Source organism: Mycobacterium sp. URHD0025 (genome assembly GCF_000426065.1).
Lineage (GTDB): Bacteria > Actinomycetota > Actinomycetes > Mycobacteriales > Mycobacteriaceae > Mycobacterium.
This window is the reverse complement of record NZ_AUEQ01000023.1, coordinates 23881-43908: the sequence shown is the minus strand read 5'-3', so window position 1 is coordinate 43908 and position 20028 is coordinate 23881. Positions and strand designations below refer to the sequence as shown.

The window sequence follows — 20028 nt, the reverse complement described above, 5'->3', positions numbered from 1 at the left end:
GAGGGCGCCGGGGCCGAGGACTTCGAGGGCACCTTGGAGCTGGGTTACCAGATCGGCTTCCCGTGGTCGCTGGGTGTGGGGATCAACTTCTCCTACACGACCCCCAACATCCTGCTCGACGATGCGTCGATCTCGCCGACCGACTTCAACCCGCTGGGCTCGGTGATTACCCCGAACCTGTTCCCGGGTGTGTCGATCAGTGCTGACCTGGGCAACGGCCCCGGTATCCAGGAAGTGGCCACGTTCTCGGTGGACGTCAAGGGTCCGGCCGGTGGTGTGGCGGTGTCCAACGCGCACGGCACCGTGACCGGTGCTGCCGGTGGCGTGCTGCTGCGTCCGTTCGCCCGCCTGATCGCCTCGACCGGTGACAGCGTCACCACCTACGGCGAGCCTTGGAATATGAACTGAGGACATGAAGCCTCACAGCCTCGACGAGAGCAGCCCCTGGAAATCTCCAGGGGCTGCTTTCGTATCTGCGGGGTGCGCGTCAGGTGCGATCGGCGCTGGTGTGCTTGGCGGTGTCAGGGCTGGGGCCGGTACCGGGGCCGCTGACATGCTTGCCGCTGTCGGCCTCGCCGTTGGAGGCCAGCAGATCGCGGATCTCGGTCAGGATGCTCAGCTCGGTGTCCTGGGCCTGCTCGACCTCACCGCGCTCACGCAGCTTCTTGTACGGCAGAACGATCACGAAGTAGATCACCGCGGCGACCAGGATGAAGTTGATGAAGGCCGACAGGACGGCGTTGAAATCGATGAACGTCTCAGGATCGCCGCCCAGTGAGATCTTGAGGATGCCGTATTCCTTGCCGGGGCCGGCACCGATGCGGTCGATCAGTGGCTGGACCACTTTTTCCGTGAATGCGGTGACCAAACCGGTGAAGGCCGCGCCGATGACCACAGCAACCGCAAGATCGATGACATTGCCACGAGACAGAAACTCTTTGAAGCCCTTCAACATGCGGGACCCTTCCTGCAGTTTGTTGTGTTTTGTGGGGCAAGCAAACAGTAACCGAGTTTGCCGAGCGGCTGGGCGATTGTCGTCCAACATCTTCGCGACGCGCGAATTGCTTTGTCCGGCAGTGTGTTACGGGTTAGTGAATCGTCAGCGTGACGGCCTGCACCAGGCTGGTGGCCGCCACCTCATTGGCTGAGCGCGCGGGCAGTGCCACCAGGGCCACGCGCTCGCTGCCCACTCCGGCTCCACGGGCCTTCTCCGAGACCAGGACCACGACGGCCCCCGAGGCCACCACCAACGGCCGGGCTGGTTGCTTGTCATCCTGATCGGCCGTCACCGTCAGCACGTCGACCACATCGCCCGGGCGGATGAGATCGAGCAAAGCCGTATCGCTGAGTTTGACCGGGACGATCCGGGCATCCGGCCCCGCAGCCGATTCGGCCAGCCGTGACCCGAGCAGCCGGACATCGGTGATGACTTCGCCGCGGCGGGCCGGAGCGGTCAGCGTCGCACCGATCACCGGGGCCACGTCACGCTGGGCGCCGTCGGGCAGGGTGGCGGTGGCGCGGCGTTCGAGTTGCACATCGGCTGCGGTCAGCGCGACACCGGGAGAGAGGTCATGGGCGGCCACCGCGATCGCGGTGTACTCGCCGTGCGGATCCGACCTCAGGGCGGCGATGGCCGCCAACGCCACCAGCCCGGCCGCGGCGGCACGGCGTGCGGCGACCGTGCGGGTCCAATCGGGTCGCGCGGACGTCAGCCGACGCCAGGGCGGCGGGTTGAGTGAATCGGCCATGGCGTCACGGTAGGCGCGCAACGGCCGGGTGAGAACGGCGTCTTCGCCGTCCTGTGGATAACTTCGGGAGCTAGCTCGACGCGGCCGCGGCAGGGGCGGCGCTGGAGCTGCTGGACGACGAACCGCTCGATGACGAGGAGGACGACGAAGTGGACGAGTCCGACGACGTGCTCGACGAGCCGCTCTCCGAGGCCTTGGCGGCGGAGCCGTTGGACGCGCTCTTGCCCGAGTCGCGGTTGTCGGTGCGGTAGAACCCGCTGCCCTTGAACACCACTCCCACCGAGCCGAAAAGCTTGCGCAGCTTGCCGGAGCACTTGGGGCAGGTGGTCAGTGCGTCATCGCTGAAGGCCTGCACCGCGTCGAACCGATTGCCGCACTCAGTGCACGCGTAGGAATAGGTAGGCACGAAAACCCTCCGAGTTTGGTCAAACTTGTTAGCACTCTACCGGCTCAAGTGCTAGAACCGCTACGTGGGCCATGTCATTCCCGCGGGCCGCCGGCGCCGGCGCACCGGAAGATTAGCGGTCTTGCTCGTCGTCGCGGTAATCGTGGCCGTGGCGGCCGTGCTCCTGATCGCCCGTATGCGCGAGTCCGGGACGGCATCCCAGCCCTCCGTCCAGCCTCCGACCTCGTCCGGGCCCCGCCCTTCGGGCGCGCCTGCCGGCCGGCCCACCCCCGGCTTTGACCACGCCCGTGGGCTGCTGTCGGCCCTGCCGGTCCAGGGCTGGGACCGCCACACCGACTACGCGAGGTACCGCTTCGGTGAGGCCTGGAGTGACGACGTCAACGTCGAGTTCGGCCACAACGGCTGCAACACCCGGGACGACATCCTGCGCCGCGACCTGGCTCAGCTGACCGTCCGCCCCGGCACCTGCTACGCCGCCACCGGTGTCCTGCGCGACCCCTACACCGGTGTCGAGATCGCGTTCACCCGCGGGCCCGACACCTCCGGCACGGTGCAGATCGACCACGTGGTGTCGCTGTCGGACGCCTGGTACAAGGGGGCGCGGGTCTGGGACCCCCAGCGGCGCAAGGACTTCGCGAACGATCCGCGCAACCTGATCGCCGTCGCCGCGCAACCCAACTTCGACAAGGCGTTCCGCGACGCGGCCAGTTGGCTGCCGCCCAATGTGGCGTTCCGCTGTGAGTTCGTGGCCCGCCAGGTCGAGGTGAAAGCCGCCTACCAGCTGTGGGTCTCGGCGAAGGAAAAGCGGGCGATGGAGACGCTGCTCGACAACTGCTAGGCCGCCGGATTCGCGATCGGCAAGCCAAAGGTCCACATGCGCCAGTTACGCCCCCGTAAGCTGGCGTTGCCCACCCGACAAGCACGGGATGCGACGATGAACCTCGTTGAATACAAACAGAAATCGGCATTCCCGGGCCAGATCGGCCGCAGCAAGGGCGCGGCAGTGAACTCACTGCAGCGCCGAGCCGGAAGGACACATCATGGTCGAAGGAACGGTAAACGAGGCGGGAACCGCCGAGCCGCACCTGGCGCGCGAGCAACTCCCGATTCCTGACCCCAAACACGTCGGGTTGACGACCTACGACGCCAAGGACCCCCACACCAAGTACCCGCCGATCAAAGAGTTGCGGCCGCCCAAGGGCGCGCCCAACGTGCTGATCGTCCTCATCGACGACGTGGGATTCGGCGCCTCGTCGGCCTTCGGTGGCCCCTGCCACACCCCGGTCGCGGAGCGGCTGGCAGCAGAAGGGCTGAAACTCAACCGATTCCACACGACAGCACTGTGCTCGCCGACCCGGCAGGCGCTGCTGACCGGGCGCAACCACCACTCGGTCGGAATGGGTGCCATCACCGAGATGGCCACCTCGGCGCCGGGCAACAACAGCATCCGGCCCAAGGAGAAAGCGCCGATCGCCGAGACCCTCAAGCTCAACGGGTACTCCACCGCGCAGTTCGGGAAATGCCATGAGGTGCCCGGCTGGGAAGTCACCCCGGTAGGACCGTTCCACCAGTGGCCCACCGGTTCCGGCTTCGAGTATTTCTACGGGTTCGTCGGTGGGGAGGCCAATCAGTACTACCCGGGGCTGTACGAGGGCACCACCGCGGTCGAACCCCCGCGCTCACCCGAGGAGGGCTACACCCTTACCGAGGACCTCGCCGACCACGCGATCACCTGGGTGCGCCAGCAGAAGGCGTTGATGCCGGACAAGCCGTTCTTCATGTACTTCGCGCCGGGCGCCACGCATGCCCCACACCACGTTCCCCGGGAGTGGTCGGACAAATACCAGGGTAAGTTCGACGAGGGCTGGGATGTGTTGCGGGCGAAGATCCTCGAACAGCAGAAGAATCTGGGTGTGGTGCCCGAGGATGCCGAACTGACCAAGAGGCACGACGAGATCCCCGCCTGGGACGACATGCCCGAGGAGCTCAAGCCGGTGCTGGCCCGGCAGATGGAGATCTACGCCGGGTTCCTCGAGCAGACCGACCATGAGGTGGGCCGCCTCGTCGAGGCGATCGGCGATCTGGGGGTCCTGGACGACACGCTCATCTACTACATCATCGGCGACAACGGCGCCTCGGCCGAGGGCACGCTCAACGGCTGCTTCAACGAGATGACCACGCTCAACGGCATGCCCGGAATCGAGACCGTGGAGTTCCTGCTCTCCAAGATCGATGACTTCGGTACGCCGGAGGCCTACAACCACTACGCCGTCGGCTGGGCGCATGGTTTGTGCGCTCCGTACCAGTGGACCAAGCAGGTCGCCTCGCACTGGGGCGGTACCCGCAACGGCACCATCGTGCACTGGCCGAAGGGACTGGCCGACAAAGGCACGACGCGCAATCAGTTCCACCACGTCATCGACGTCGCGCCCACCATTCTGGAGGCCGCGGGTCTGCCCGCACCCACGTTGGTCAACGGCATCGCGCAGGCACCTTTGGAGGGCGTCAGCATGCTGGGCACACTGCGCGACGCCGCGGCGCCGGAGACGCATGTGGTGCAGTACTTCGAGATGATGGGCAACCGCGGTATCTACCATGAGGGCTGGACTGCCGTCACCAAACACCGCACGCCGTGGAAGGCCGACACGCCGCCGGCATTCGACGACGACGTGTGGGAGCTCTACGGGCCCGACGATTGGACCCAGTCGCACGACCTCGCCGCCGAAAATCCGAAGAAACTCGCTGAGCTGCAACGGTTGTGGCTCATCGAGGCGGTCAAGTACAACGTCGTCCCACTGGATGACCGCGGCTTCGAGCGCATCAACCCCGACATCGCCGGGCGTCCGCAGCTCATACGTGGCAACACACAGTTGCTGTTCCCGGGCATGCGGGTCAGCGAGTGGGCTGTTCTGACCCTCAAGAACAAATCGCACTCGGTGACCGCCAACATCGTGGTGCCCGAATCGGGCGTCAAAGGCGTGATCGTCACTCAGGGCGGCAGCGTCGGCGGATGGTCGCTGTACGCGCAGGAGAGCACGCTGAAGTACTGCTTCAACTTCTTCGGTATCGAGCACTACATCATCACCGCGGACAAGCCGATACCGGCCGGCAAGCATCAGGTGCGGATGGAATTCGCCTACGACGGTGGGGGATTGGCCAAGGGCGGGGATGTCACGCTCTACTACGACGGCGAGGCTGCAGGCAAGGGCAGGGTCGAGCAGACCATCCCGATGGGCTATTCGGCCGACGAGGCGTGCGATGTGGGTTCGGACACCGGATCGCCCGCGTCACCCGACTACGGGCCGACCGGAAACAAATTCACCGGCGAGATCGAGTGGGTACAACTCGACATCGGCGAGGACGGCAATGATCACCTCATCACGGCAGAGGATCGCTTCAACATCGCCATGGCCAAGCAGTAACGGTCACGACGTCCGGTAGCGCGGGACGATCATCACCGGCACCGGGGAGCGACGCAGGATCTTGCCCGCGGCCGAGCCCAGGAACACCTGCGCGCTGGGCGCGGCCGCGCCCGAGCCGAGCACCAGCATGTCCCCGGCGTCCCACCCGATGCTCTGCACCGCGCTGTTCCAGTCGTGGCCGGCGCCGACGACGACGTCGACGTCCGGAACGGCCATCCGATCGCGAATAGCAGTGAGTTGCTTGGTGATTTCGGCGATTGTCCGCCGTGACCACTGCTGCACCACCAACTCCTCGGCGGAGGTTTCGATGGTGCCGGCGAACGCCGCGGTGTTGCGCACGGTGAACGACACGATGCGCAGCTTGGCCTTCCAATCCGCCGCCAGTTCGGCGGTGGCCGGGATGAGTCCGTTGACGTCGGCCTCCCCGCCGTAGGCCGCGGTGAGGCGGCGGATCGCGGGGTCGGTCTGGGCATATCCGCGCGGTGCGAAGACCACCGGCACCCGGGCGGTGTGCACCAGGCGTTCGGTGACGCTGCCCAGTGCGACCCGGCCGAGCATCCCCGATGACGATGAGCCGACGGACACCATGGTCACCCGGTGGGCGTCCGCGAGCTCGATCAAACCCGTTGGTATCGAAGTGGATTCGTGGACCACCGGGGTGACGTCGAGATCGATGGGCAGTACCGCGACCGCGCGCTGCAACGCCTGGGTGGCCTGCCCGCGGACGTAGGCCAGATACTCACCCTCGACCGGGTCCTCACGCGGTGGCCAGGCCCGTTCCACCACCGCCGCCGCGATCACCTGCTCGCCTGTGGTGCGGGCGATCTGGATGGCCAGGTTCAGCGGTGCGCTGCTGTGCCGGCTCGCACTGAATGCGGCCAGGATGGTCACGACGCATGCTCCTGGGTGCGGGCTCGTGACACCACATGGGTCACCGGGATCTGATGTTCGGTGCGGGCCCGGTCGACGACGTCGAAACGATGCCACACCGAATCCTCCGGCGGCAGAGTCGAAATGACGATCTGGTCGGGCCGGAACTCCTCTACTGCATGGGCCAAGGCTCGCAGCGGACGATAGTCGCCCAACTCGCCGTCGGCCCGCAGCTCGTCGGCGCGCAGTGTGTTCAGCGTCTGGTCGAGGCGGCGCTGGGCCGCGCGGGTGGTGGCCTCGGAGATGTCGAGCGGGCCGTGGGTGGCGGCCACCCCGGTCTCGATCGGGCTGGCCGGCACGACGACGTGGTAGACCGCATCGCGGTCGGCGCCGATGCGGCGCAGCTCAGCGAGTAGTTCACTGGATTCCACAGTTTCGTTGGCCAGCACCAACACTCGATGCGGATGCGGGCCCCCGGCCGTCGGGGCCATCTCGGGTGCTTCGGGTTTGCGTCCGATGTACCAGCGGTTGGCCAGGAACAGTGCGATGACCACAGCCCAGGACAGCAGGCTCAGGGTCAATGCCTTCCGGTTGTCGCCGCCCTGGACGAACATCTGGACCAGGATGGCGGTGATCGCGGCCGCCGTCAGTATCGAGAGCACCGGGAACAGCCACATCTTCACCTTGAGGGTGTCGGCTGAGGCGCGGTAGCGCAGCACGATCTGCGAGATCGCGATCAGCAGATAGACGAACAGGATGACGGCGCCGCTGGAGTTCAACAGGAACGCGAAGATGGTGTTCGGCGAGAATGCCGCGGCGATCACGCAGATGAAACCGATCACCGATGAGGTCAGGATGGCCGGGGCCGGCACCCCTCGCCGGGTCACCGCGACCAACTGCGGCGGCGCCTCGCGACGGGCGGCCAGGACGAACAGCATCCGCGACGCCGTGTACATCCCGGAATTCAGGCAGCTCAGCACGGCCGTGAGCACCACGGCATTCATGATGTGGTCGGCGTACGGGATGCCCATCTCGGTGAACGCCGAGACGAACGGCGACGCGGCGACCTGGTCGCTGTTCCACGGCAGGATCGTCACCAACAGGAACGCGGACCCGACGAAGAACACCGCGATGCGCAGGATCACCGAGTTGGCGGCCTTGGCCACCGCGCGTTCGGGATCCGAGGATTCCGCGGCCGCGATGGTCGCGATCTCGGCGCCCACCATCGAGAAGATCACCGTCACCACACCGACCGTGATGGCCATCGCGCCCACCGGGAAGAACCCGCCGTGCGACGTGAGGTTCGAGAAGTCCATGTCCTTGTGCGGCCACAGCCCGATCACGTACAGCGCACCCAGGCCGATGAAGGCGATGATCGCCGCCACCTTGATCCCGGCGAACCAGTATTCGAACTCGCCGAACGACGACACCGAGAAGAGGTTGGTCGCTGTCATGGCGATCAGCAGCAGTAGCGCGGTGAGCCAGATCGGTGCCGCCGGTATCCAGTACTGGATGATCTTGGCGCCGGCGATCGCCTCGAAGCCGACGACGATCACCCAGAAATACCAATAGAGCCATCCGACCGAGAACCCCGCCCAGTTGCCGAGCGCGTTGCGGGAGTAGTCGGCGAACGATCCGGTGGACGGGTTCGCCACGGCCATCTCGGCGAGCATTCGCATCACCATGATGACCAGGACCCCGGCCAGTGCATAGGTGATGAACGCACCGGGACCGGTATCACCGATCACCACGCCCGATCCCACGAACAGCCCGGCGCCGATCACGCCGCCAATGGCGATCATCGTCAACTGTCGCTGACTGAGCGCCTTCTTCAGTGCGGGTGTTTCACCCATGTGCGTACCGACTCCTCTGTGGTATGTGACTCAGGTCACAAGCGGCCAGAAGAGAACGCTATGCCTGCCGGCCGACCGGCGGAGCCGAAATCGGGCCGAAACTGTAGGAAACTCGGCCCGCTCGTTCAGACAGCTGTCGAATCGGTGCGGTACAGCCCGGCCAGGCGAGCCAGCCGCAGGCTCAGCATCAGATCGAAACGGGTCTCGCCGTCACTGAGATCGCCGTCGACTGCCTCGGTGAGTCTCTCCAGCCGGTAGTACAGCGTGGACCGGTGCAGATACATGTCCTCGGAGGTGCGCCGGACGTCACCGCCGTTGGCCAGATACGTCTCGAGCGTGCGGAGGAGGTCATCGCGGTTTTGCTCGATCAGGCTGACGATGCCGGGATGGACCAGCTCGCCGAGCCGGTCCGGACCGTAGGCCTGGCCCAGTAACGCGAGGGTGCGCCACGAGCCGAGTGCGGACCAGTCGGCCACCTGGGCGCTGCCCGCGCCGATCCGTGCGAGTGTCAGCGCCAGGCTTGCCTGGCGGAACCCAAGGGCCGCTTGCGTTATCGGAAGAGGGACGCCGGATGTGCCGATGGCTGGGCGGGTTCCGTAACTGGCCCTGACGGCCAGGGCCACGGTTTCGGCAGTTGTGGCGGACCCGGCGTCGGAACGCGACATCGCGAGGATCGTCGTCGGCGGTCCTGCCACGGTGTACCACCGGCGCGTCCGGTCGGTTGCCGCCAACCGGAGGCGCAGGGCCATGCTCCGATCGACCGATACGCCCGCGCCGTCAGCGCCCGGCTCGAACCTGAAAACCTGGACCACGTCGTGCGGCTCGGCCATCGCCCTGGTGTGCAGTTCGGCGACCACCGCCTGCGCCTGCCCGGGATCTTCGGCGGCGATCAGCCGCATCAAGAGGCCCTGCTGCTCCGACTCTTCGGCGCGCAGCGCCGCGTTGCGACGGTCGAGGATGGCCAGCAGGTCGCCGGCCGCTCGCTCGGCCAGCTGCTGATCATGCTCGGACAGCGAGCCATCCGGGGCGATGATCCAGAGGTAGCCGAACCGCTCTGACGCCGAGCGCACCGGCACGCAGAACCGCGGCATCAAGCCGTGGTGCGGAAATGCCGGGGTCCACAACGCCGAGTTCGCCGAGCCGATCCCGAATTCGAACAACGCCGCCTTGACCTCCGCGCGCGTCTCACGTTGCAGCACGCTGTGGACGCGCACGTCATCGAGCTCGCCGAGCTGGCGGCTGTGTGTGATCGGGGTCAGCTCCTCGTCATCCAGCAACACGGCTCGATCCAGGGTCTGGGCCAGCACGTCGACGATCAGCTGCATGCGGCCACTGAAGTCAGCGCTCACCGGATCGGACACCTGACGATTCTGGACCAGCTCAACGCCGCAACGTCACGATTCCGCCCGACGGCGTCAGCGCATGCGTCATCCGCACGTCGTGAGGGTCGGCAGGCAGCTCGTCGACCAGCTCGTCGTCCCGCACCACCGCGACCAGCCGGGCGTGCGGCGCCGCATAGATCAGGCTGCGGTCGTAGAACCCGGCGCCCCGGCCCAGCCGGTTTCCGTGGCGGTCGACGGCCAGCGCGGGCACCAGGACCACGTCGGCGTCGGCGATCCGTCCGGCCGGCAGCCATGGTGGCGCGGGCTCGCGCAGGCCGAACTCGGCGGCCACCAAGGTGCCCGGGTCGTACGGGCCCCACTGCATCGGCATCGCACGGCCGTCCTCGTCTTTGCGGGCAACCGGAAGCAGCACGCGCACACCGAGTTCCAGCATGGTGTCCAACAGGCCCTGCGAACCCGGTTCGGAGCCCACCGGAACGTAGGCGCACACTGTTTGCCCGCTGCGCACCAAAGTGGGCAGCCAGTGGCGAAGTGCCTGCGACTCACTGTCGCGGCGGTCGGTGGGCACGGCCCGTCTTGCACGCAGAACGCCGGCTCGCAACTCGGTCTTTGTCGGCGGGGTCACGCCCTCCACCATTTCAGAACGGACGTTAGGGTGTGAACGATGAGCACGTCTCACAAGGCGCCTGAGGTGCCGATTCCCTACACGGCCGTGGTCCCGGCGGCCGGTCTGGGTACGCGATTCCTTCCGGCGACCAAGACCGTCCCCAAGGAATTGCTGCCGGTCGTCGACACCCCGGGCATCGAGTTGGTCGCGGCCGAGGCGGCTGAGGCCGGCGCCGAGCGGTTGATCATCATCACCTCCGAGGGCAAAGACGGCGTCGTCGCGCATTTCGTCGAGGACCTGGTGCTCGAGGGCACGCTGGAGGCCCGCGGCAAGAAGACGATGCTGGAGAAGGTCCGCCGCGCGCCCGCACTGATCAAGGTCGAGTCGGTGGTGCAGGCCGAGCCGCTGGGCCTGGGGCACGCGGTCAGTTGCGTCGAAACCGCCCTGGCTCCCGACGAGGACGCGATCGCCGTCCTGCTGCCCGACGATTTGGTGCTGCCGACGGGCGTGTTGGAGACCATGTCGAAGGTGCGGGCCAAACGCGGCGGCACCGTGCTGTGCGCCATCGAGGTGCCCGAAGACAAGATCAGTGCCTACGGCGTGTTCGACGTCGAGACGGTGCCCGACGCGGCCAACCCGAACGTGCTGCGGGTCAAGGGCATGGTGGAAAAGCCCAAGGCCGAGGATGCGCCGTCCCCGTACGCCGCCGCTGGCCGCTACCTTCTCGACCGGGCGATCTTCGATGCGCTGCGCCGGGTTTCGCGTGGGGTCGGCGGGGAGATCCAGCTGACCGATGCCATCGCGCTGCTGATCGAAGAGGGCCATCCCGTCCACGTCGTCGTGCACCGTGGAGCCCGACACGACCTGGGAAATCCCGGCGGCTACCTGAAGGCTGCGGTTGACTTTGCGTTGGAACGTGACGACTACGGCCCCGAATTGCGGCGGTGGTTGGTCGAACGATTGGGTCTGACCGGACAGGAGGGCTAGCAACGCGCTGGCCCGGTACGCCGCACGTTGTCCGGTAGTCGGCCCGGAGATGGGATAGGAAGGCGTGTTGTGCGTTCGGTGGAGGAACAGCAGGCTCGGGTAGCGGCTGCCGCGGTGGCGCCCCGACCGGTGCGGGTGGCCATCGCCGAGTCCCAGGGCCTGATGTGTGCCGAGGAGGTCGTCACCGAACGGCCCATGCCGGGATTCGATCAGGCCGCCATCGACGGTTACGCGGTGCGCAGCGTCGACGTGTTGTCCGTGGGCGATGGTGCCGGTGAGATCAGCCTCCCGGTGATGGGCTCGATCGAAGCGGGCGCACGTACCCCCAGCCGATTGCAGCCGCGGCAGGCCGCGCGCGTGCAGACCGGTGCGCCGATGCCCACGCTGGCCGACGCGGTGCTGCCGCTGCGATGGACCGACGGCGGTGAGAACCGGGTCAAGATCATGCGCAGCGTGCGCTCCGGCGCCTACGTCCGGCGCACCGGGGACGATGTGCAACCCGGCGATGTGGCGGTGCGGGCCGGCACCATCATCGGCCCCGCCCAGGTGGGGTTGTTGGCGGCGGTCGGCCGCGACCGCGTGCTGGTGCATCCGCGGCCCAGGTTGTCGGTGATGTGCGTCGGCGGCGAGCTCGTCGACGTGTCCCGCAGTCCCGGAACCGGGCAGGTGTACGACGTGAACTCCTATGCGCTCGCAGCGGCGGGCCGGGACGCCGGTGCCGAGGTCAACCGGGTCGGCATCATCAGCACCGATCCGCGGGAACTACGGGAAACCGTTGAGGGCCAAGTCAATCGCAACGAGATCGTGGTCATCGCCGGTGCGGTGGGCGGGGCCGCGGCCGAATCGGTGCGGACCGTCCTCGCCGAACTCGGCGAGATGGAGGTGGCCCGGATCGCGATGCACCCGGGATCGGTGCAGGGCTTCGGCCAGCTGGGCCGTGACCGCGTTCCGGTGTTCCTGCTGCCGGCCAACCCGGTGAGCGCTCTGGTGGTGTTCGAGGTGATGGTGCGCCCGCTGATCCGGCTGTCGCTGGGCAAGCGGCAACCGATGCGTCGCGTGGTTCAGGCCCGCACGCTGTCGCCGATCAGCTCGGTGGCCGGCCGCACGGGATACCTGCGCGGGCAGCTGATGCGCGACCAGGACACCGGCGAGTATCTGGTGCAGGCCCTGGGCGGGGCGCCGGGCGCGTCCACCCACCTGCTGGCCACGCTTGCCGAGGCGAACTGTCTCGTGGTGGTTCCGAGCGAAGTCGACGAGGTTCGCACCGGCGAAACGGTGGATGTGGCATTCCTGGCCCAGCGCGGCTGATAAGACTTCATTCGATGAATGACGGTGTGACGAATCGATCACGCGGATGAGCCTGTTCCGGTCCAACACTTTTCACCCGGGTTGGCCGGGTCCGGTCGGACCGTTGCGGGTGAAAGCCGGCGTGGTGCGGCTGCGGCCGGTGCGGCTGCGCGATGCCGCGGTATGGAGCCGCATCCGGCTGGCCGACCAGACCCACCTGGAGCCGTGGGAGCCGGTCAGTGGTGTGGATTGGCATGTCCGCCATGCTGTTTCGTCGTGGCCGGCAATCTGTTCGGGCCTGCGCGGCGAGGCCCGGCGTGGCCGGATGCTGCCCTATGTGATCGAGCTCGACGGGCAGTTCGCCGGCCAGCTCACGATCGGCAACGTGACCCACGGCGCGCTGCGATCGGCATGGATCGGGTATTGGGTGGCCAGCGACAAGACGGGTGGCGGGGTGGCGACGGGTGCACTCGCGCTGGGGCTCGACCACTGCTTCAACGGCGTGCAGCTGCACCGGGTAGAGGCCACGGTACGCCCGGAGAACGCTGCGAGCCGGGCCGTACTGGGGCGGGTGGGCTTCCGCGAGGAGGGCCTGCTGCGCCGCTATCTCGAGGTGGACGGCGCCTGGCGAGACCATCTCCTGGTGGCGGTCACGTTGGAGGAGCTCAAACATTCGGCCGCCCAGGCCCTGGTCATGGCGGGCCGGGCCGCCTGGTGCTGAGTCTGTCGGTGTGGGCGCGGCGCGCCGCGCCGAAAATGCGTCCACGGTCGTGATTGCACCGGATCCGCAGCCCTGGAAGCAATCTCAGCGAAGTCGGACCCGCCAGCTGTTACCAATGTGACAAATGTGACTGTTGGTGCTTGTATCCATCGAATTACAGGTGTGTAATTGGGTCGGCGCGCCGTCCATGGATGCGCTGGTCACAGACCTAGCCTGAAGGGGAAAGGAGCAGGCGTCATGCCAAGCATCCCCCAGTCACTGCTGTGGATTTCCCTTGTCGTTCTCTGGCTTTTCGTTCTGGTCCCGATGTTGATCAGCAAGCGCGACTCGGTGCGTCGTACCAGTGACGTCGCCCTGGCGACACGAGTGCTCAACAGCGGCCGCAACGCACAACGGTTACGACGCGGCCCGGCCGCCGGGCACCACAGCGATCCCCACTGGCAGCCCAGCGCGGACCACCTCGACGAGGATCTCGACGAAGACCTCGAGGACGAGGCGCCCGCCGAGGTGCGCGTGCAGCGCACCGTCGTGGTGGCCGCGGCGCGCGTCGAGGTCGCCGAACCGGACTACCTCGACGTCGACATCGTCGACGAGGATTCCGGCGCACTGCCGGTCGGTGCGATGTCCGAGGCAGCCGCCGCGGCCGAGCCCGAGGAACTCGATGAGCCCGAACTCGAATTGGAGTTCGAGACCGAGGCCGAACCCGAGCCGGAACCCGTCGCGGTCGAAGAACCCGTCGCGCAATTCGAGGCCGAGTCCGAGGCCCAAACCGAGCGCATCCCAGTGGATCTCGACGGCACCGACGAAGTCGACGAGGCAGAGGCCGACGAGACCGACATCGCCGAAAGCGATGAGCCCGACGCGGCAGACGAGGACGCGGCGGACGAGGCCGCGGCAGATCAGGCCGACCCCGACGACCTTGCCGACGATGAGTACGAGTACGTCGCCGACTCTTCGGGCCTGGAGCCCGAGGCCGAGGACGAGCCGGCCGATGAGGACCAGGCCGAGGCGCCCGTCGCCTCGTTGAGCGCGACCCGTCAGCGCCGCTTCGAATCGAAGACCGCCGCCGACGTCAGCGCCCGCAAGTTCCGGTTCCGCAAACGTGTGCTCGCCGTGCTGGCTGTGACGTTGCTGTTCTCGGCGGCTGCCGCCTTCCTGGTGACGCCGTCGGCCTGGTGGCTGTGTGGCGGTGCCGGCACGCTGACCGTGCTCTACCTGGCCTACCTGCGTCGCCAGACGCGCATTGAGGAGCAGCTGCGGCGTCGTCGTGCGCAACGCATGGCGCGGTCCCGGCTGGGCGTGGAGAGCACCGAGGACCACAAGCTCGACGTGGTGCCGGCCCGGTTGCGCCGCCCCGGCGCGGTTGTCCTCGACATCGACGACGAGGATCCGATCTTCGAGCACCTGGCGTACGCGTCGTACGGCTCGATGTCCCGCGAATACGACCTACCGCGCGCTGCCGGGCAGTAGGGCGGCCGGTTTCCGGTTCCGGGCCGTCGGCTGGTAGCCTTTCGTTCCGGTATCAGGGGCTATAGCGCAGTTGGTAGCGCGTCTCGTTCGCATCGAGAAGGTCAGGGGTTCGATTCCCCTTAGCTCCACCAAAGAGTTCTTACTCGAACCGGCGCCCGAAAGGATGTCGGCAAGGGAAAGAGCTAATCCAGAGTAAAAATAACGATGTTGTGCTCGATCCGAGGCTCCCGCAAGGGGGCCTCGTTTCGTTGTGCTGGAAGTCGATGCTGTCAACGCACCCACTTTGGTTTGGTTCGCGAGGTCGAGCGCTGCGTGGAAATCCTCAAAGGGCGGGTTCAGGTCACTTGCTTGAACGCCGTGGTCGTCGAGATAGAACCTTTGGTAGAAGGTCTCGTTCATGTTGCGCCGCGTGGCGTCGTTGCCGTTGGTGTAGGACTTCTCGGGGTCAGACATCAGACCAAGGGCGCTAAGCAGTACGTCAGTTCCAGTCGCGAGCTCCGCGTCGGCGTTGGCCAGGCTGGCTTGAGCGGTGTTTCGCTCGGCTTGGATCCTCCGCAGCCTGGCCATGACCTTGGTCTTGGGCAGGGCGTCGTCAGCGAGGAGGTCAAGGAGTCTGTCTTCCTTGCCTTCGAGGTCCTTGAGTTTGCGGCTCAACGCTGCATGCAATTCCGCAGCACTCATCTGTTCGTTTGCAAGCGCTTCTTCCAGTAGTCGTCGAACATCGGTGACGAACGTGGCAGGTAGGTTCAGGGTCGCGTAGTGGTCGATGATCGCCTTCTCCACCTTCTCGGCTTGGAGGTATGGCAGGTCGCATACACCGTCTTGGCGGCCACGGCATAAGAAGTAGCCGTAGCGAGTGCCGGAGCGGTTGGTGGCCTCCGTGTAGATGAGTCGTGAAGTGCGCTCGTTTCTTTCGCAGCGGTCGCAGAACAGGATGCCTTTGAGGTAGTGCTGTAGGACCCTGTCGCGCTGGCCGCTCTTGCTGCGAAACTCGCAAACTTCTTGCACCTGGTTGAACAATGCTCGGTCGATGATCGGTTCGTGTCGTCCGGCGTAGACCTCACCCTTGAAGACGACGCAGCCTATGTAGTAGGGGTCGCGCAGCATGCGATGCAGCCACTTGAACGTGACGGGCCGTTCCGGGAGCTTCCCGGCGGGACGCGCGGTCAGTCCGAGGTCGGCCATGGTCGCTTCGAGGCGTTCGAGTCCATAGTCGCCAGTCGCGTAGAGTTCGAACGCTTTTCGCACGAGTGGCGAGCGCCTTTGGTCGATCTGAACCGTATTGATCAAGCGGCCTTCGTGCTCGACGCGAACGTTGAGGTATCCGAGCGGTGCTTTGCCGGTGGTACCGCCGTTGGCTGCCTTGTGTTGCAGCTTGATTCGAATATCCTCACCGCTCAGTCGGTTCTGGACATCATTGAAGATGTCAGTGACGGCTTCCATGGCATCGGCGTAGACACCATCGCCGAAATCCTCTCGGGCGGAGACGAGCCGGACATTCAGCTTGTCCAAGACACGCTTGGTGATCGGCCAGCACGCGACCTAGCGACACGATTGAGCCGGCCCTCAACAGGGGCTGGCTCAATCTTCGTCCGTCGTTGTTAGCGGGAGTCCTCTCGCAGTGCACGTACGAATTAATCGAATTCTCCCGATCCGTGTAGACGGCAATGGCAACGGCGGAAGTTGGATCGCTTTTGTCATGACTCGACGATATCGAGCTCCTGCACGAGATCAATCGATCGCTCGTCCGCGAGCACGGGGTAACCACCCCGACGGTCGGTGCAGACTCTCGACCTCGACTACTGACGGCGAGTTCAATCTTGTGTTTCGGTGCAGATCGTGAACTTGCGCACCGCGTGCGGGAATCCTCCAGTGGGGCAGCCGTTGTTGGTGGTGGTGTTCAGGATGACGTTGAGAGGTTTTTCGCGATTCGGTTTGGTGGTGTCGTCACATTTGGCGCGCACAGCGCTCACTTTCCCGATGCTCAGGCAGTCGGTACTGCTCCAGGCATAGTCCAGGCAGGCGGTGAATTGGCCTTCGTCGGGGTTCATGTAGAACTTTTGAGCCACATCTGCCGGGCACTGGTCAGGCGTGGATACCCGCTGGATCACTGTATAGCCGTTGTTCGGCGATCCGCAGTCAACCACCGTGAGTGTGGCGTTGCTGCTCGGCCCTTCAAAGCTGACGCATGCCCCAACTGGTGCTATCGATGCGCCGGGGACGTTGGGGGGCTGCGAGGGGAACTGTCCGGGGATACGACTGAAATCCGCAGGCGCTGGCGCCGTGGGTGGTGCAGAAGCGTGGTCTTCTCCCTGGGTGCCGTTGCATGCTGCGGTGGCTAATGCGACTGCGGTTAACACGGCACCGAACTTAAGCATCACTATCACCCGATCTGCGCACTTTTCGATAGAGATATATTGCGAAGCCCAGCCCGTATGCACCCACTATCCCCTGCAAGAGGACAAGTACGAGGGCGGTATTCGAAACCGCGCCGACCACTGATGCGATTATTAATAGGATTGATCCCATGGCGGTCAGGACAACTGGAAGCATGCGTCGTGCTCGTGTCATTTGTTGCCAGTCCTTCGATTTGAAGTTGCCATCAGCGGGTGCCGCAATCTATCGCTGCCACTACTCCACCGGTGGTGGCAACGCCGCCGCCGAGGATTCCTAGTCCTGCCGCGATCGCTGGCACGCCGCCTGTGGCGCCGATTCCGGTCAGTGATAGTAGTCCGCCGCCGAGAACCAGTAGCCCGCCTCCGATTGCCATTCCGATGTTCATCTTTTCCCCGACAGTGCACAGATCTTTCTCGGCTTGTTTCTTTTCTAGCTCGGCAATCTTCTGTTGGTCCTGGACATGTTGTTGCTTCCCCTCGTTGATTTGCTTCTGAAGGTTATCGATCTGGTCCTGAACCGACGGCTTCTGGGCCGTGGTCGGTTCGCATTGTGGGCACGGTGGCGTGGGTGTTGGTGCGGGGTCGAGGCCGGGTTCGATCCAGATCGGGCCTCGGCCGCCGCCACCGCTGATGCCGACAAGGGTGTTGCCCAGCATGGCGGCGGCGTCTTGGCATTGCTGCTGCCGTTGATTGACCTTCTGGGTGTCTTGATTATTGTCGGGCTGCTGCCGAGCCTCTTGCTGTTGAGCCGACTGCTGCGGTTGCTGCTGGGCAGGCTGCTGTTGCCCCGGTTGCTGACTGGGTGGTTGCGCTGGTTGTTGGGGTGGTGCGTCGTAGTTGGGTGGCATTTGGCCGTGCGCGGGGGTGCGCGGCTGAGCTTGCTGCGGGTACTGGGCATTGCCGCCTTCTTGCCCAGTGGGGGCTTGTGCCGCGGGATTGTTGATCGAGATCCCGTTGCTCGGGTCGAGTCCGGGGTAACTGGAGTTGACCCCGCCGGAATAGCCCGGTTGCTGTCCGCCCATCGACGGTGGTTGGAACTGCTGCCCACCGCCGGGCGGCCCGTAGTCGCCACCACCGTTGCCGCCGCAGTCCGGCGGACACTGGGCTGCGGCCGTGGGTAGCCCAACGAACCACGGTGGAGCGGCGTTGCGGTGGGCGGGTTGAGGGCTGAGCAGGCTTGCCGCCAAGATCACCGCACCGAGTACCGCCCCTGTCGCCAGTCGTGTTCCGGCTCTCACCTGAGGCTGGGGGCTATCCGCGCGCTCGCGGTGAGCGCGCCGTTGACGATGCCGCATATTAGTTTGCTCGAATCCTCGATATCGGTTGTCTGACGCCGGACTGGCGTCTCTGCGATCAGCCATGACCCCCCTCGTTGTCGGCAATCTGCAAATCAAGATCATACGAGGGTGTGCAGCCCCTTGTCGCTGCAACATAGATATCCGAAATGACCTTGTCAAGAGCGCTAAACCGTGCATCGCCGAGGCGAGTTGTGCGAATCGCGGCGCCGGAACGCCTAGCGGGTAGCTAATTTTTGCGCATGAAGAACAGGTATGCGTCAGGCGTTGATACTGCGCGACTACACCATTTGCTAGCCGATCTGAGGGCTCGCATTCAAGTTTGCCGTGGTCGCGCCGCAGGGAGATTCGGGGTCGGCATCGATCGGGCCACCTCGGCGGTGGCTGGTTGCGTGCGAACCGACTGCCTGAAACGACCCGCGCGGATCGGCTCGTGCAACCAAAGTTGCCAGTCCGGCCCATGTGCTCGCTCGGCCATTGATCGCATGATCTCGGTGAACGTGTCCGCTCTGCAGGTGAAGGCTCTGCCTCATCCGATGCCGCAGGAAACATGGATACCCTGCGGCAGGGGCGCATGCCGACTCACGTGGGCAGCCAGTACAGCTACTCTTCGTGACGGCCCAGTCGGCGAACTCGAGTATCCACATGAGGCGCCAAAAGCCCCTATTTACAACGCTGTTTGATGCCTGCGGCCCGGATGGAGGATCCGGCCTACTGTGGGATACGCCACGTGGAGGCAAATAGTCTGATCTTGACATAGATCGTTATCGTATGGTTCCTTCATCGTCACTCAGCAAATGCTCGAAGGCATCGCTGAATCTCGTTCGGGGGAGGGTGTGGGCTTGTCACACGGTCGGGGACATCGAGCAGCAGGCCGCGCGGCGGCTGTGGCCGCAGCGCTGGCAGTGGGTGGCACAGGTTTCGTATCGCTACCCATGGCGGACGCTGCGCCGCAGTTGATGCCGGATCGATGGACGCAGTTCGTCACCGATGATGGCTGGGTCGTCGATGTGAACACCACCAACGAGGTAATCGATCACATCGATAACCTTGCGGGCGCGTCGAATTCGTGGCAGGCCCGGGTGACACTGCGGTCAGAGGCCCGTATCGGCGGGCAGGGCTCCTCGGTCATCCAGGACGCCCAGCTGGAGTCCGGCTACTTCGTCGGGTGCCGCACTGATTCCTCGGCTGGTGTCGAAGTCGGCGGAGATCTCGGGCTCGACCTCAACCAGCAGGCAGGCGCCGGTGTCTACGGCGGCGGCTACGGCCAAGGCCAAGGCGGCGCCGGCGGTGGTGGCGGTGGTGGTGGCGGTTTCGCCGGTGCCCAAGGCAACGTCTCAGTCGGCGCCACCGAGCATATCGGCGGCTACATCCGGGTACTTCTGAAACCGGGCGGGCACGCCCAGGTGGCGATGGATCGGATCAGCCTGCGCAACATGCACGCGGTGTCGAACCTGCGGGAGCAGAACATCGTCGCCGACGGATGCGGGGGACAAGTGAAAATCCAGTCCTACACCACGATTCGGCTGCGCACCGACAACGGCAACGACACCCAAACCCTCTACGGCGAACCGAAAGACCTCTAGAACGTGATGCGTGCCAACAACTCATTCCTGCGCCTGG

General features: G+C 65.4%; 18 protein-coding genes, 1 tRNA gene and 1 pseudogene. 10 read left to right on the top strand and 10 right to left on the bottom strand.

The window, feature by feature from the left end; genetic code table 11:
• A partial coding sequence (locus H977_RS0127970) for an MspA family porin (protein WP_029110955.1) occupies window positions 1-408 on the top strand: 408 nt, incomplete at its 5' end.
• 79 nt (window positions 409-487) lie between these two features.
• Here H977_RS0127970 and mscL read toward each other — a convergent pair.
• The 3 genes from mscL to H977_RS0127955 all read right to left on the bottom strand — a co-directional run bounded on the left by mscL (window position 488) and on the right by H977_RS0127955 (window position 2154).
• Window positions 488-955, bottom strand: coding sequence for a large-conductance mechanosensitive channel protein MscL (gene mscL, locus H977_RS0127965; protein ID WP_029110954.1), 468 nt, complete (start codon window positions 953-955; stop codon window positions 488-490).
• Window positions 956-1088: 133 nt separating this feature from the next.
• Window positions 1089-1748 (bottom strand): SAF domain-containing protein, encoded by a 660-nt coding sequence (locus H977_RS0127960; RefSeq protein ID WP_029110953.1) that lies wholly within the window; start codon window positions 1746-1748, stop codon window positions 1089-1091.
• Window positions 1749-1818: 70 nt separating this feature from the next.
• Complete coding sequence (locus H977_RS0127955; RefSeq protein ID WP_029110952.1) at window positions 1819-2154, bottom strand: FmdB family zinc ribbon protein; 336 nt, start codon at window positions 2152-2154, stop codon at window positions 1819-1821.
• Between the two features lie 148 nt (window positions 2155-2302).
• Here H977_RS0127955 and H977_RS0127950 point away from each other — a divergent pair, with 148 nt between their 5' ends.
• Complete coding sequence (locus tag H977_RS0127950; protein WP_231396079.1) at window positions 2303-2992, top strand: HNH endonuclease family protein; 690 nt, start codon at window positions 2303-2305, stop codon at window positions 2990-2992.
• 202 nt (window positions 2993-3194) lie between these two features.
• Entirely contained in the window at window positions 3195-5576 is a 2382-nt protein-coding gene (locus H977_RS0127945) for an arylsulfatase (RefSeq protein ID WP_029110950.1), read from the top strand.
• A gap of 3 nt (window positions 5577-5579) precedes the next feature.
• Here the strand turns inward: H977_RS0127945 and H977_RS0127940 are convergent, their stop codons facing one another.
• The 4 genes from H977_RS0127940 to H977_RS0127925 all read right to left on the bottom strand — a co-directional run bounded on the left by H977_RS0127940 (window position 5580) and on the right by H977_RS0127925 (window position 10279).
• Complete coding sequence (locus H977_RS0127940; RefSeq protein WP_029110949.1) at window positions 5580-6467, bottom strand: universal stress protein; 888 nt, start codon at window positions 6465-6467, stop codon at window positions 5580-5582.
• Complete coding sequence (locus tag H977_RS0127935; RefSeq protein ID WP_029110948.1) at window positions 6464-8299, bottom strand: amino acid permease; 1836 nt, start codon at window positions 8297-8299, stop codon at window positions 6464-6466. The genes H977_RS0127940 and H977_RS0127935 overlap by 4 nt, the downstream gene beginning before the upstream one ends.
• Before the next feature lie 125 nt (window positions 8300-8424).
• On the bottom strand, window positions 8425-9660 hold the full coding sequence (locus H977_RS0127930; RefSeq protein WP_029110947.1) for a PucR family transcriptional regulator: 1236 nt from the start codon (window positions 9658-9660) through the stop codon (window positions 8425-8427).
• A 19-nt stretch (window positions 9661-9679) separates the two neighbouring features.
• Complete coding sequence (locus H977_RS0127925) at window positions 9680-10279, bottom strand: 5-formyltetrahydrofolate cyclo-ligase (protein WP_155946874.1); 600 nt, start codon at window positions 10277-10279, stop codon at window positions 9680-9682.
• 27 nt (window positions 10280-10306) lie between these two features.
• Between H977_RS0127925 and H977_RS0127920 the strand changes: the two genes are divergently transcribed.
• From H977_RS0127920 to H977_RS35965, 6 genes are all read left to right on the top strand, one after another.
• The gene (locus tag H977_RS0127920) at window positions 10307-11236 is read left to right on the top strand and encodes a UTP--glucose-1-phosphate uridylyltransferase (RefSeq protein WP_029110945.1); all 930 of its coding nucleotides are present in this window, start codon (window positions 10307-10309) and stop codon (window positions 11234-11236) included.
• Between the two features lie 69 nt (window positions 11237-11305).
• Window positions 11306-12544 (top strand): molybdotransferase-like divisome protein Glp, encoded by a 1239-nt coding sequence (gene glp, locus H977_RS0127915; RefSeq protein WP_029110944.1) that lies wholly within the window; start codon window positions 11306-11308, stop codon window positions 12542-12544.
• 46 nt (window positions 12545-12590) lie between these two features.
• Window positions 12591-13244 (top strand): GNAT family N-acetyltransferase, encoded by a 654-nt coding sequence (locus H977_RS0127910; RefSeq protein ID WP_029110943.1) that lies wholly within the window; start codon window positions 12591-12593, stop codon window positions 13242-13244.
• Window positions 13245-13481: 237 nt separating this feature from the next.
• Window positions 13482-14714, top strand: a complete 1233-nt coding sequence (gene sepX, locus H977_RS0127905) for a divisome protein SepX/GlpR (RefSeq protein ID WP_029110942.1) — start codon at window positions 13482-13484, stop codon at window positions 14712-14714.
• Between the two features lie 55 nt (window positions 14715-14769).
• Window positions 14770-14845 (top strand) — tRNA-Ala (locus H977_RS0127900).
• A 181-nt stretch (window positions 14846-15026) separates the two neighbouring features.
• Window positions 15027-15425: a hypothetical protein gene (locus H977_RS35965; protein ID WP_231396078.1), complete on the top strand. Its 399-nt coding sequence runs from the start codon at window positions 15027-15029 to the stop codon at window positions 15423-15425.
• A 57-nt stretch (window positions 15426-15482) separates the two neighbouring features.
• Here the strand turns inward: H977_RS35965 and H977_RS35960 are convergent.
• The 3 genes and pseudogenes from H977_RS35960 to H977_RS35075 all read right to left on the bottom strand — a co-directional run.
• Window positions 15483-16157, bottom strand: a pseudogene (locus tag H977_RS35960) (recombinase family protein); the annotation flags it as partial.
• Between the two features lie 371 nt (window positions 16158-16528).
• A complete protein-coding gene (locus H977_RS35955; protein WP_231396077.1) occupies window positions 16529-17092 on the bottom strand; it encodes an LppU/SCO3897 family protein in 564 nt (187 codons plus the stop codon).
• Window positions 17093-17316: 224 nt separating this feature from the next.
• Window positions 17317-18132, bottom strand: coding sequence for a hypothetical protein (locus H977_RS35075; protein ID WP_081681885.1), 816 nt, complete (start codon window positions 18130-18132; stop codon window positions 17317-17319).
• Window positions 18133-19340: 1208 nt separating this feature from the next.
• On the opposite strand from H977_RS35075, the gene H977_RS0127875 reads away from it, so the two are divergent.
• Window positions 19341-19991, top strand: coding sequence for an MspA family porin (locus tag H977_RS0127875; RefSeq protein WP_155946873.1), 651 nt, complete (start codon window positions 19341-19343; stop codon window positions 19989-19991).
• Window positions 19992-20028: the final 37 nt, after the last annotated feature.

What these genes read in the sequence shown, in the direction of transcription:
- H977_RS35075 (WP_081681885.1), bottom strand. Translation starts at nt 18,132, where the DNA reads ATGGGCGGACAGCAACCGGGCTATTCCGGCGGGGTCAACTCCAGTTAC.
- H977_RS0127960 (WP_029110953.1), bottom strand. Translation starts at nt 1,748, where the DNA reads ATGGCCGATTCACTCAACCCGCCGCCCTGGCGTCGGCTGACGTCCGCG.
- H977_RS0127875 (WP_155946873.1), top strand. Translation starts at nt 19,341, where the DNA reads ATGGCGGACGCTGCGCCGCAGTTGATGCCGGATCGATGGACGCAGTTC.
- sepX (WP_029110942.1), top strand. Translation starts at nt 13,482, where the DNA reads ATGCCAAGCATCCCCCAGTCACTGCTGTGGATTTCCCTTGTCGTTCTC.
- H977_RS0127945 (WP_029110950.1), top strand. Translation starts at nt 3,195, where the DNA reads ATGGTCGAAGGAACGGTAAACGAGGCGGGAACCGCCGAGCCGCACCTG.
- H977_RS0127910 (WP_029110943.1), top strand. Translation starts at nt 12,591, where the DNA reads ATGAGCCTGTTCCGGTCCAACACTTTTCACCCGGGTTGGCCGGGTCCG.
- H977_RS0127935 (WP_029110948.1), bottom strand. Translation starts at nt 8,299, where the DNA reads ATGGGTGAAACACCCGCACTGAAGAAGGCGCTCAGTCAGCGACAGTTG.
- H977_RS35955 (WP_231396077.1), bottom strand. Translation starts at nt 17,092, where the DNA reads ATGCTTAAGTTCGGTGCCGTGTTAACCGCAGTCGCATTAGCCACCGCA.
- mscL (WP_029110954.1), bottom strand. Translation starts at nt 955, where the DNA reads ATGTTGAAGGGCTTCAAAGAGTTTCTGTCTCGTGGCAATGTCATCGAT.
- H977_RS0127925 (WP_155946874.1), bottom strand. Translation starts at nt 10,279, where the DNA reads ATGGTGGAGGGCGTGACCCCGCCGACAAAGACCGAGTTGCGAGCCGGC.
- H977_RS0127920 (WP_029110945.1), top strand. Translation starts at nt 10,307, where the DNA reads ATGAGCACGTCTCACAAGGCGCCTGAGGTGCCGATTCCCTACACGGCC.